Origin of the sequence: Pseudonocardia hierapolitana, from assembly GCF_007994075.1 — a bacterium.
GTDB classification, from domain to species: domain Bacteria; phylum Actinomycetota; class Actinomycetes; order Mycobacteriales; family Pseudonocardiaceae; genus Pseudonocardia; species Pseudonocardia hierapolitana.
Genome location: NZ_VIWU01000001.1, coordinates 2,816,168 through 2,827,959, shown reverse-complemented (window position 1 = coordinate 2,827,959; position 11,792 = coordinate 2,816,168). Strand labels below are relative to the sequence as shown.

General features: G+C 73.5%; 10 protein-coding genes. 3 read left to right on the top strand and 7 right to left on the bottom strand.

Translation table 11 applies throughout. The annotated features are described in order from the left end of the window. Window positions 1–6: 6 nt before the first annotated feature. Entirely contained in the window at window positions 7–1,335 is a 1,329-nt protein-coding gene (locus FHX44_RS13470) for a M20 family metallopeptidase (RefSeq protein ID WP_147256114.1), read from the bottom strand. Between the two features lie 82 nt (window positions 1,336–1,417). On the opposite strand from FHX44_RS13470, the gene FHX44_RS13465 reads away from it, so the two are divergent. From FHX44_RS13465 to FHX44_RS13455, 3 genes are all read left to right on the top strand, one after another. Further along, entirely contained in the window at window positions 1,418–1,687 is a 270-nt protein-coding gene (locus FHX44_RS13465) for a hypothetical protein (RefSeq protein WP_212612457.1), read from the top strand. Next, complete coding sequence (locus FHX44_RS13460; RefSeq protein WP_147256113.1) at window positions 1,684–2,040, top strand: type II toxin-antitoxin system PemK/MazF family toxin; 357 nt, start codon at window positions 1,684–1,686, stop codon at window positions 2,038–2,040. The genes FHX44_RS13465 and FHX44_RS13460 overlap by 4 nt, the downstream gene beginning before the upstream one ends. Before the next feature lie 61 nt (window positions 2,041–2,101). Continuing rightward, the gene (locus FHX44_RS13455; protein WP_147256112.1) at window positions 2,102–2,614 is read left to right on the top strand and encodes a MaoC family dehydratase; all 513 of its coding nucleotides are present in this window, start codon (window positions 2,102–2,104) and stop codon (window positions 2,612–2,614) included. On the opposite strand, the gene hrpA is transcribed toward FHX44_RS13455, so the two are convergent. The 6 genes from hrpA to FHX44_RS13425 are packed head-to-tail and all read right to left on the bottom strand — an operon-like array spanning window position 2,577 to window position 11,781. Next, entirely contained in the window at window positions 2,577–6,773 is a 4,197-nt protein-coding gene (hrpA, locus tag FHX44_RS13450) for an ATP-dependent RNA helicase HrpA (protein ID WP_147256111.1), read from the bottom strand. The genes FHX44_RS13455 and hrpA overlap by 38 nt on opposite strands. Before the next feature lie 28 nt (window positions 6,774–6,801). Further along, window positions 6,802–7,062 (bottom strand): hypothetical protein, encoded by a 261-nt coding sequence (locus FHX44_RS13445; RefSeq protein WP_147256110.1) that lies wholly within the window; start codon window positions 7,060–7,062, stop codon window positions 6,802–6,804. Between the two features lie 37 nt (window positions 7,063–7,099). Continuing rightward, window positions 7,100–8,572: an ABC transporter ATP-binding protein gene (locus tag FHX44_RS13440; RefSeq protein ID WP_147256109.1), complete on the bottom strand. Its 1,473-nt coding sequence runs from the start codon at window positions 8,570–8,572 to the stop codon at window positions 7,100–7,102. Then, on the bottom strand, window positions 8,572–9,363 hold the full coding sequence (locus tag FHX44_RS13435; protein ID WP_147256108.1) for an ABC transporter permease: 792 nt from the start codon (window positions 9,361–9,363) through the stop codon (window positions 8,572–8,574). Before FHX44_RS13435 ends, FHX44_RS13440 begins: the two co-directional genes overlap by 1 nt. Further along, the gene (locus FHX44_RS13430) at window positions 9,360–10,283 is read right to left on the bottom strand and encodes an ABC transporter permease (RefSeq protein WP_147256107.1); all 924 of its coding nucleotides are present in this window, start codon (window positions 10,281–10,283) and stop codon (window positions 9,360–9,362) included. Before FHX44_RS13430 ends, FHX44_RS13435 begins: the two co-directional genes overlap by 4 nt. Beyond that, window positions 10,270–11,781 (bottom strand): ABC transporter substrate-binding protein, encoded by a 1,512-nt coding sequence (locus FHX44_RS13425; protein ID WP_147256106.1) that lies wholly within the window; start codon window positions 11,779–11,781, stop codon window positions 10,270–10,272. The genes FHX44_RS13430 and FHX44_RS13425 overlap by 14 nt, the downstream gene beginning before the upstream one ends. Window positions 11,782–11,792 lie beyond the last annotated feature (11 nt).

The following is an 11,792-nucleotide window of genomic DNA, read 5'->3' as shown; positions in this document are numbered from 1 at the left end:
GCTGGCTCAGTCGAAGAACGTCGGTACGTCCAGTGGGCCGCCTGCCGCGGCGAACTCGGCGTGGACGGCCTCGCGCAGGGAGGGGTCGGCCAGGTAGTCGACGGCCGTGAGCGCGAGGCCGACGGCGCCGTCGCGTACGGCGAGGTCACCCGCGGGCCCGCCTGCGGCCTCCGCGAAGGCCGTGGTGTGCAGGGCGACGGTCGGGTCGGACACGGCGATCATCGGGTGGATGGCGGGCATCCGGTAGCTGAGGTTGCCCAGGTCGGTGGAGCCGGTGAGGAAGTCGGGCACCACACCGGGCGGCAGGGACCTGCGTCCCACCGGCTCCTGGTTCACCGCCCACCGCGCGGCCAGCGCGTGGTTGAAGCGGATCGGCAGGTACGGCGGCAGCGGGTCCCAATGCAACTCGACGCCGCAGCCGGTCATCGCCGCCGCGCCGTGCGCGATCTCCGTCATCCGGACGGCCAGGTCCCGCAGCGTCTCGGGCGCCGCCGAGCGGACGTAGTACAGCAGCGCCGCGCGTTCGGGAACCACGTTGGGTCGTGCGCCGCCGTCGGTGAAGATCCCGTGCAGCCGGTCGCTGCTGGGCAGGTGCTGGCGCAGCGCCGCGATGCCCTGGTAGGCCGCCACCGCCGCGTCGAGCGCGTTGCGGCCCATGAACGGCTGCGCGGCGGCGTGCGACGCGACCCCGTGGAAGACCATCTCGACCTGGCGGCGGCCGAGGAACGGGTGCAGCGCGAGGTCGTGCGTGAACGGGTGGAGCATGATCACGGCGTCGACGTCGTCGAAGACGCCGGCGCGGGCCATCTTCTCCTTGCCGCCGCCGCCCTCCTCGGCCGGCGTGCCGATCAGCGACAGGCGCCCGCCGACCTGCTCCTGCACCCGGGCCGCGGCGAGGAACCCGCCGACCGCGGTGGCGCAGATGATGTTGTGGCCGCACGCGTGGCCGATCCCGGGCAGCGCGTCGTACTCGGCGAGCACGCCGATGTGCGGGCCGTCGGTGCCGCGGGTGGCGATGAGCGCGGTGTCCAGGCCGCCGACCCCGATCTCGGCGGTGTGGCCGTGCCGCTCCAGCAGGGCGGCCACCGCCCGTGCCGACCGGTGCTCGGCGTAGGCCTCCTCGGGGTGGGCGTGCAGATCGTGGCTGAGTGCGACGAGGTCGTCGCCGTACTCCCGCGCCGCGGCGAGCACGGCGGACCGGACCTCCCCCGGCGCCCCGGCGTGTTCGGACATGATCGGCTCGGCCTCGCGGACGGCCAGCTCGGTGGCCGCGTTGAGCGAGCGCAGGTAGCTGTCGTCCGGTGGCGACGGCCTGGCGGGGTCGGGCTCGCGCATGATCGGCACCCTAACGCGTGAGTGGCGGATCGGCGCCCTGCGGAGATCGCGGTCGTCTATGGCAGATTCTATAGTGAAGGGTATGGCGACGACGTCCATGCAGATCGATAGCGGAGTCCGCGACGAGCTCGCGGAGCTTGCCGCCCGGGACTTCCAGGGAGTGCCGCTGGGTGAGGTCGTCCGCCAGCTCGTTCGGGAACACAAGATCAATCAGATCGTTCGCCGATACGAAGAGCTCCGTGCCGACCCCGACGAATGGGCGAGCTATCAGGCCGAGCTCGACGAGGCCGATGGAACCGTGGGTGACGGCCTCCCCGACGCTGCGGGCGAGTACTCGGAACCCGACCGGTGAGTCGGTCTCCGCGGCTGGCTCCCTGGCAGGTGTGGTGGGTGGATTTCGGCAACCCGATCGGACACGAGCAAGGTGGCCTCCGGCCGGCGATCGTGGTCAGCTCGACCACGCACTGCCGCTTCCCGATCGACATGGCGCTCGTCGTCCCCCTGACCACCAGAGACCGCGGTCTCGAACACCACGTGCGCATCGCTTCTCCGGAGTCCGGGCTGCGCAGCCCGAGCTGGGCACGCACCGAGGACGTCCGGGCCGTGTCCACGAAGCGATTCACCCGGCCTGCCCCGATCGGAACGGCATCTGCCGGGGAGATCGCGGCGCTCAGCGGATGGCTGCGCGAGATGGTCGCGTTCTGACGGCCAGAGCCACTCAGACGGTTCAACGAACGTTGAACCTTCCCTGCCCGATCATGCGGGTATGACACGCTCGCTCGGCCCCACCGACTTCGCTGCGCCCATCCACGACCGCTGGTTCGCCGACTACGTGACCGGTGCGCAGTACGAGTACGGCCACCTCGACGTCGATGAGGAGGAGATCCTCCGCTTCGCGAAGGAGTTCGACCCGCAGCCCATCCACACCGACCCCGGGTTCGCGCTGCACGGCCCGTTCGGCGGGATCATCGCCAGCGGCTGGCACACGGCCGGGCTCGCGATGCGGCTGCTCGCCGACCACTACCTCTCGCGCGCAGCCAGTCTCGCCTCACCCGGTGTCGACGAGCTGCGCTGGCAGGTGCCGCTGCGGCCCGGCGACCGCGTTCACCTGCGCGCGACGGTGCTCGACACGCGCCTGTCCCGTTCGAAGCCGGACCGGGGCATGGTCGTCACGCAGGTCGAGCTGCTGAACCAGGACGGTGGTGTGCCCATCGCCTTCCGCGCGATGAACCTCCTCGCCGTCAGGCCAGGTCGTCGATCGCCCGCTGGATCCGCTTGATCGAAACCGGGTAGCGGGTGCGCATCGGGTGGGCGTAGAGGCCCACCCGCAGCTCCTCGATCATCCAGCGGATCTCGCGCAGCTCCGGCCCCGGATCGACGCCCGGGGGGAGCGCGGCCAGCTCGGCGGCGTACTCGTCGGCCACCGCGCGGACCTGCGCGGTCCACTCGGCGTCGCGGGCCGGGTCGGCGCGCAGCTTCTCGATCCGCCGCTCCACGGCCTCCACGTAGCGCGCGACGTCGGCGAGCCGGGTGGCGCCTGCCGCCGTCGCGAAGCCGGGACCGACGAGGGCGTTCACCTGGGCGGTGATGTCGGCGACGCCGGCGGCCAGCACGGGGGCACGCAGGTCGGACAGCTGCGCCTGCACCCGGTGCCAGACCACCAGCACCCCGCGCACGGCGTGCAGCACCTGCAGGGTGGTGGCGGCGAGGCGATCGGCGAAGAGCTTGCGCAGCCGGACGTAGGACCGCTCGTCCCATGCCGGGCCACCGGCCGCCGCGATCAGGTGGTCGGCGGCCGCCGTGACGCAGTCGTCGAGCAGCGCGGCCACCGAGCCGTGCGGGTTGCGGGAGAGCGCGAGCTTCGCGGCGTTGTCCAGGTCGCGCTGCACCTGCCGCACCGGTGACGGTGTCTCCAGCAGCAGGAGGCGCCGGACGCCCCGGTGGTGGGCCGCGTCGCGCTCGGCCGCGGTGGGGAACACCCGGACGTCCACGCTCGTGCCGCGGTCGATCACCCCCGGGTAGCCGGTGACGGTGTGGGCGCCCCGCCGGATCGGGTGCTCGCGCGGCAGCGTGCCGAACGACCAGGTTCTGGCGCCCGTCGTCTCGATGTCGACGCCCGCCGCGGCGAGTTCCTCGCGCACCTTCGGCGCGAGCTCGCGCCGCAACGCCTCCAGGTCGGCGCCCCGCGCGACCTCGTGGCCTGCCTCGTCCACCACCCGGAACGTCACCGTGAGGTGCTGGGGGAGCCGCTCCAGCTCCCACGCCTCGCGCGGGATCTCGACGCCGCGCATCCGGCCGAGCTCGCGCTCCAGCCCGTCGAGCAGCGGCTCCCGCCCGGCCTGCAGGCGCGCGAGCACCGCCCTCGCGTGATCGGGAGCGGGCGAGTACAGCCGGCGCAGCTGCTTGGGCAGTGTGCGGATCAGCGCGGTGACCAGCTCCTCGCGCAGCCCGGGCACCTGCCAGGTGAACGGGGTGGGATCGATCTGGTGCAGCGCGGCCACCGGTACGTCGACGGTGACACCGTCGCTGCGGGCGCCGGGCTCGAACGCGTAGGACAGCGGCAGCGTGAGCCCGCCCGCCTCGACGTGGTCGGGGTATGCCGAGCGGTCGACCCCCGCCGCCTGCGCCGTGCGCAGCATCTCCTCGGTGAAGTCGAGCAGGTCGGGCGTGCGCCGCGACTCCTTCTTCCACCACGAGTCGAAGTGCCGGCCGGAGACGACGTGTGCCGGGATGCGCTCCTCGTAGAACGCGACGAGCGTCTCCTCGTCGACCACGAGGTCGCGCCGCCGCGCGCGGTGCTCCAGCTCCTCGACGTCCTCCAGGAGCTCGCGGTTGGCGTGGAAGAAGCGGTGGCGGGTGTCCCAGTCGCCCTCGACGAGGGCGTGCCGGATGAACAGCTCGCGCGAGGTCTCCGGGTCGATCCGGCCGAAGTCGACCTTCCGGCCGACGACGATCGGGATCCCGTACAGCGTGACGCGCTCGGTGGCGACGACGGCGGCCCGTTTGCGCGACCAGTGCGGCTCGGAGTACGTGCGCTTGACCAGGTGCTCGGCCAGCGGCTCGAGCCACTCCGGCTGGATCCGGGCTGCGGTGCGCGCGAACAGCCGCGACGTCTCCACGAGCTCGGCCGCCATCACCCAGCGCGGGGGCTTCTTGGCCAGCGGTGAGCCGGGGAAGATCATGAAACGGGCGCCGCGGGCACCGAGGAACTCGCGACCGGTGCTCCGCCGATCCTTGTTGCGGTCGCCTCGCTCGGGACCGTCGTCGCGCAGCCCGACCTGCGAGAGCAGCCCGGACAGCACCGACATGTGGATCCGGTCGGCTTGTAGGGGATGGAAGCCGGCAGAGCTTGCGGAGTCGGCGGGGCGGGTAGATACAGCGTCGACGTCGCCCGGGGTGAGGCCCGCGTTGCGCGCCGCCTGCCGCAGCTGGGCGTGCAGGTCCTGCCACTCGCGGATGCGCAGGTAGTGCAGGAACTCGTCGCGCAGCAACCGCCGGAACCTGTTCCCGGACAGCTCCTCGCGCTTCTCGGCGACGTAGCGCCAGAGGTTGACGAACGCCAGGAAGTCCGAGCCGGCGGCGTCGAGGGTCGAGCCGCCCGCGGTCCATTCCCCGCTGAACCGGGCGTGCTTCGCGTCGGCGGCCTGGCGCTGCTCGGCCGGCCGCTCGCGCGGGTCCTGCACCGACAGCGCGGCGGTGATGACGAGCACCTCGCGCAGGCAGCCGTTGCGGTCGGCCTCGACGAGCATCCGGCCCAGCCGCGGGTCAACCGGCAGGGCGGAGAGCGCGCGACCCACCGGAGTGAGCTCGCGGCCGTCGAGCGCGCCCAGCTCCTGCAGCAGCGCGATGCCGTCGGCGACGGCGCGCGGATCCGGCCGCTCGACGAAGGGGAAGTCGGTGAGCTCGCCGAGGTCGAGCGAGATCATCTGCAGCACGACGGACGCGAGGTTGGTGCGCAGGATCTCCGGGTCGGTGAACTCCGGGCGCGCGTCGAAGTCGTCCTCGCTGTAGAGGCGGATGCAGATGCCGTCGGCCACACGGCCGCAGCGTCCGGCGCGCTGGTTGGCGCTGGCCTGGGAGATCTTCTCGATCGGCAGCCGCTGCACCTTCAACCGCCGCGAGTAGCGGGAGATGCGGGCGGTGCCCGTGTCGATCACGTAGTGGATGCCGGGGACCGTCAGCGAGGTCTCGGCGACGTTCGTCGCGAGCACCACCCGGCGCCCCGGATGGGGCGCGAACACGCGGTGCTGCTCGGCCGTCGACAGCCGCGCGTAGAGCGGGAGGATCTCGGTGTTGCGGAAGTCCCGCTTGGTCAGCGCCTCGGCGGTGTCGCGGATCTCGCGCTCGCCGGGCAGGAACACGAGGATGTCGCCGTCGCCCTCGCGCTGGAGCTCGGCCACGGCGTCGCCGATGGCGTCGAGCTGGTCGCGGTCGGGGTCGTGGTCGGGATCGTCCAGGTCGACGATGGGGCGGTACCGGACCTCGACCGGGTAGCTGCGCCCTGAGACCTCGACGACCGGCGCGTCGAAGTGCTTCGCGAACCGGTCCACGTCGATCGTGGCCGAGGTGATGATCACCTTGAGATCCGGCCGGCGGGGGAGCAGCTGGGTGAGGTAGCCCAGGATGAAGTCGATGTTGAGGCTGCGCTCGTGGGCCTCGTCGATGATCAGGGTGTCGTACTGCCGGAGCATCTTGTCGCCCGCGAGCTCGGCGAGCAGGATGCCGTCGGTCATGAGCTTGACCAGTGTTTTCTCGCCGACGTGGTCGGTGAAGCGCACCTTCCAGCCGACGGTGTCACCCAGCTCGGTGCCCAGCTCCTCGGCGATGCGGGCCGCCACCGTGCGTGCGGCGAGCCTGCGCGGCTGGGTGTGCCCGATCAGCCCGCGCACCCCGCGGCCCAGCTCGAGGCAGATCTTCGGCAGCTGCGTGGTCTTCCCGGAGCCGGTCTCGCCGGCGACGATCACGACCTGGTGGTCGCGGATCGCGGCGGCGATGTCCTCGCGGCGGGTGCTGACCGGCAGCGCCTCCGGGTAGCGGATGGTGAACTCGGCACCCCGCCGAGCGACCATCCGCCGCTCGGCCGCCTCCACCGCCTCGACGATCCCGGCCGCGGCGCGGGCGCGCGCGGCGGTGTCGCGGGTGCGGCGCACCGTCTCGAGGCGGCGGCCGATGCGGTGCTCGTCCTGGAGCGAGAGGGCGGGGATGCGTTCGGCGAGCGCGTCCAGCTCCGCGTCGTCGACCGGCCGGACGTCGGCTGCGGGTACGGCCACACCCTCGCGGGAGCGCGGCCTGCGCCTGCGCGGACGGCGGGTACGAGGCGGGCGCCCGCCGTCGCGGGAGGAGACGGCGGGCGCGGACGTATGATCCGACTGTTGGTCCGACGGCTGGTCGGCCGGCTCGGGGCGCGCGTCAGCGGCTCGGGCCGCGGGAGAGGACATCGGTGCGAAAGTCTGCCTAGGTAGGGGTTCAGACCGAGCGTAGGGCGGGCACGAGCTCGTCCGCGACCGGGTTGTCGGCCGCGGGGTGCTCGACGAGCGCCAGCACGCGGTTGGCGAGGAAGCGGGCCGTGCGCGTGGTGGTGCCGCCCCGCGTGATCTCGCTGACCTCGATCACCCCACGGGCCTGCGTGATGGCGACCTTCCGGCCTGCGCGCGTGGCCTCGATCTCGTACGTGCGTGTGGTGCCGCTCCCGGCGTCGATGACGATCTCTACTCGGTCGCCCTTCATGGCGATCGCCGCCCTTGCAATCGGAGGTGTCCGCCTTCTACAACGAGGCGCTCCCGTCATGAATTCCCAGTTCAGCGACCCGAAGCACGCGATCCGCGTACGAGTTGGTTCGCGCATGGTCGTGGCTTGCGACCACCACGGCGCACCCGCCGTCGGCCACCTCGCGCAGCAGCCGGACCACGCCCGCCGCGACCGTGGGATCGAGCGCAGCCGTCGGTTCGTCGGCGACGATCAGCGCGGCCTTCCCGGCCAGCGCCCTGGCGATCGCGACCCGCTGCCGCTGGCCGCCCGACAGCTGCGCGGGCCGCGCGTCGACGTGGCGCTCGTCCAGGCCGACGGCGGCGAACAGCCGCTCGACGTCCGCCCTGGTCACGCCCGCCTCGGCGACCGACCGCCACACCGGCCAGCGCGGGTCCAGGCTCGCCGACACGTCCTGGAAGATCGGCATCACGTACCCCGGCCGGGGCCGGCGTGGCCGCCGCCCCTGCCAGACGTCGACGCCGCCGAGCCGGACGGTGCCCGACGCCGGCCGGTGCAGTCCGGCCAGCGCCCGCAACAAGGTCGTCTTCCCCTGCCCGGACGGCCCGCAGATCCCGACCACCTCGCCGGGCCGGACGTCGAGATCCACGTCGACCAGCACGGGTGGGCGGCCCGGATGGCCCAGCGTCACGCGCTCGAGGCGTGCCGCCGGGGCCCTCGTTGCAGCAAGGCCACCTACCTGCAACGACGCTTCTTGCAACGACGCTTCTTGCAACGACGCTTCTTGCAACGACGCTGCGTGCAGGTGGCCTTGCTGCAACCGGTCGGGGAGCGCGGCCAGCAATGCTCGCGTGTGCTCGTGGTGGGCGTGGGCGGCCAGCGTCTGGACGCCGCCGCGATCGATGCGGATGCGCTCCACCACGCGGCCGCGCAGCAGGACGTGGACCTCGTCGGCGTGGCGGGTCAGCAGGGCGAGGTCGTGGCCCGCGACCAGCGCAGAGCGGGCGGTGCCGACCAGGGCGGCCATCGCGGCCTCGGCGTGCTCGGCGTCGAGCGCCGAGGTCGGTTCGTCGGCGAGCACGAGCGCGGGTTCGTGCGCCGTGGCGGCCACGAGGTCGGCCCGCTGCAGCATCCCGCCCGACCAGGTGTGCGGGCGGCGGCGCAGCCCGTCAGGAGCGACGCCCAACCCGGCCAGCCGCCGGGCGATGCGGCCCCGCGGCGGACGCAGCCCGTGCACCCGCCAGGCCTCCGCGACGTGGTGCCCGACCGTCCAGACCGGGTCGCAGGAGCCGAACGGGTCCTGCGCCACGTAGCCGATCTCGACGCCCCGCCGCAGGCCGCCGGGCCGGATCGTGCCGGACACCGTGGCCGACGGCGGCAGGACGCCGAGCACCGCGTCGAGCAGGGTGCTCTTGCCCGAGCCCGACTCGCCGATCAGCGCGACGACCGCACCGTCGGCGACCGTGAGGTCGACGTCGTGCAAGGCCACGACGTCCCCGTAGCGCACCGAGAGGCCCTCGATGGCGAGCATCAGGGCGCCTCCCGGCCGATCGCGTCGCCGAGCAGGGACGCACACGCCACGCTGAGCACGATCAGCGTGCCCGGCACGATCACGAGCCACGGCGCCGTCCCGGCGACCGTCGTGCTCTCGGCCACCATCTGTCCCCACTCGGCGGTGGGCGGCGCCACCCCGAGCCCGAGGAACGACAGCCCCGCCAGCCCGAGCACGACCTCGCCGAGGCCGAGCGTGGCCACCGCGGCGACACCGGACGTCGTCGCCGGCACGACGTGGCGCAGCGCGGCCAGCGGACGCGGCACCCCGGCGAGCTCGGCCGCAACGACGTACGGCCGGTGCATCAGGCCCGCGGCGAACGTGCGGGCGTAGCGGGCCTGCGGGGCCCAGCCGGCGAGCGCCATCGCGACCACGAGGTTCGCCAGTCCCGGACCGAGCACGCCCACCACGGCGAGGGCGAGCACCAGCTGGGGGATCGCCAGCACCACATCGACGATTCGGGAGAGCACGGCGTCGACAACGCCCCAGGCCAGCGCGGCGGTCACCCCCACCACGAGCCCCACCGCTGCGGAGACGACCGTGACGAGCAGGGCGGCGCCGAGCGAGGTGTGCACCCCGGCCGCGGCCCTGGCCAGCACGTCCCGCCCGGCCTGGTCGGTGCCGAGCAGGTGGGACCCGCTCGGGGCGGCCAGCCGGTTCGCGTAGTCGGTGGCGTCCGGGTCGGGGCCCAGCCACGGCACGACGATCGCCAGCACGGCGAGACCGGCGAGCAGCACGGCTCCCGTGCAGAATTCGGCGCGCTCGGTCATCGGCGGCCCGGTTCGATCGCGGCGGCCGCGAGGTCGGCGACCATGCTCGCGACGACGTAGGCCAGCACGCCGAGCAGCACCGTGCCCTGCACCACCGGGACGTCGCGCGCGACGATCGCGTCGATCAGGTACGGCCCGATGCCCGGCCACGTGAAGACGGTCTCCACCACCGCGGCGCCTGCGAGCAGCGAGCCGATGGTCATCCCGATCGCGGCGAGCAGGGGCGGGCTCGCCCCGGGCAGGACGTGCACGAGCAGCACACGCAGCCGGCCGGCCCCGCGCGCCCGGGCCACGTGGACGTGCCGCCGCGTGCCGACGTCGAGCATCGCGCCGCGCAGCACCCGCGCCCACACCGCGGCCGCGGCGAGCGCGAGCGGGATCGCGGGCAGCACGGCCCCGCCCCACGACCCGTCGGCGAGCACCCGCCCGATGCCGAGACGCAGCACCACGACCTCCAGCAGCAGGGTGCCGACCACGAAGCTCGGGGCCGACGCGCCGAGGAACATCAGGCCGCGCCCGCCGAGATCCGGGAGGCGGTTCCGCCCGGCCACCGCCGTGAGCGCCAGCGGGATCGCGAGCAGGAGTGCCAGCCCCAGCGCGACGGCGGCGAGCCGCAGCGTGGCCGGGAGTCGCTCGGCGAGCTCGGCGGTGACCGGGGCGCCGGTGCGCCAGGACGTGCCGAGGTCACCCCGAGCCGCCGACACCAGCCAGCGCGCCAGGCGCGCCGGTGTGGGCTCGTCCAGGCCGAGCTCGGTGTGCAGGGCGGCCACCTGGGCGGGCGTCGGGCTGCTCACCCCGTTGGCGACGAGCACGCGGCGGGCCGGGTCCCCGGGAGCCAGCAGCTGCAGCGACCACACGAGCGCCGCTGCCGCGACGAGCGTGAGCGCCGCCTGCGCGATGCGGAGGCTAGGTCTGCGCACTGATGTGGTGGAGCACCGACGACGGCAGGTAGCCCGCGAAGGTCTCGGCGACGATCGCCGGTGACGAGCGCTGCGCGACGATCACGACGTACCGGTTGGCCGCGATGATCTGCTGAGCGCGTTCGAGCAGCGGACGGCGCGCCGCCTCGTCCGGCGTGGCCTCCATCTCTGCGACCAGCGTGTCCAGCTCCGGGTCGGCCACGCCGCCGAAGTTGCGCTGCGCGCCGGAGGTCAGGAACGACCGCAGCGGGCCGATCGGGTCGTAGGTGTAGCCGAGGGTGCCGTCGAAGCTCAGCCCGACGTCCCAGCCGGCCGGGTCGCGCATGGCCGCGTAGTTGTCGTCCACGCTCGCGATCGTGACCTCCATCCCCAGCGGGCGCAGCTGCGACTGGATCGCGACGGCGACGGTGCGGGTGTCGGGCTGGGAACCGTAGGTCAGCACCGTGACGGCGAGCCGGACCCCGTCCCGCTGCCGGATGCCGTCCGGGCCGGGCGCCCAGCCTGCGGCGTCGAGCACGCGGGCGGCCTCGGCGGCGTCGGTGCGCTGCGTCGGGAGCGCGTAGTCGACGACGTCGGGGAAGAGGCCGTCCGGCGCGCGGTACGGGACGCCGAGGACGTCCTCGGCGAGCTGGCGGTAGTCGACGCCGAGCGCGAACGCCTGCCGGGCGGCCAGATCGTTCATCGGGGCCTTGCGCAGGTTCGGGATGGCACGCAGGTGCTGCAGGGGCTGGGCCGCCACGGCGACCGACGGGCCGCTGCCGTTCGTGAACTGGGCCAGCGCCTCCGTCGGCGGGTAGAGGGCGATGTCGGCCTCGCCGCTGCGCACGGCGAGCACGCGCGCCTGCGGATCCGGCACGAACCGGATGCGGGCTTCGTCCAGCCGGACCTCGCCGCCCCAGTAGTTCGGGTTGCGTTCGAGCACCAGCTCCTCCGCGGAGAGGCTCCGCACGCGGAACGGCCCGGTGTAGATGTCGCCGGAAGGTTCGGTGGCGGCTGCGTCGAAGACCGAGATGCCCTGCTCGTCGGCGAGCAGGTGGGGGAGGTTCGCCACCGGTCTGGCGGTGGTCAGGCGCAGCGTCCGGTCGTCGAGCACCTGCACGTCGGCGCCGGGGAGCGACTCCCCGACGCGGGCGTTCTCCGCGAGATGACGGTCGACGACCGCAGCGAGCCCGGCCGCCGTGAGCGGGTTCCCGTTGGCGAACCGGATGTTCGGCCGCAGGCGCAGCTGCCACGACGTGGGCGATTCGGGCTCGAGGGACTCCAGGAGCCACGGCTCCACCCGTCCGTCGTCGGTGGCCCGCATGAGCAGCTCGCCGTAGCCCCACTCCGGGGACCAGAGGCCCTGCTTGATCGGATCGAGACTGCGGACGGTGTAGGGCGTGACGACCCGGACGACCGCGTCCTCCGGCGGCGGGCTCTCCGGCGTTCCGCAGGCGGCGAGGAACAGGGGAACGGCGAGCAGGGACAGCCAGCGGCGGGGCACGGACTGGGACTGCACTACAGTCGACA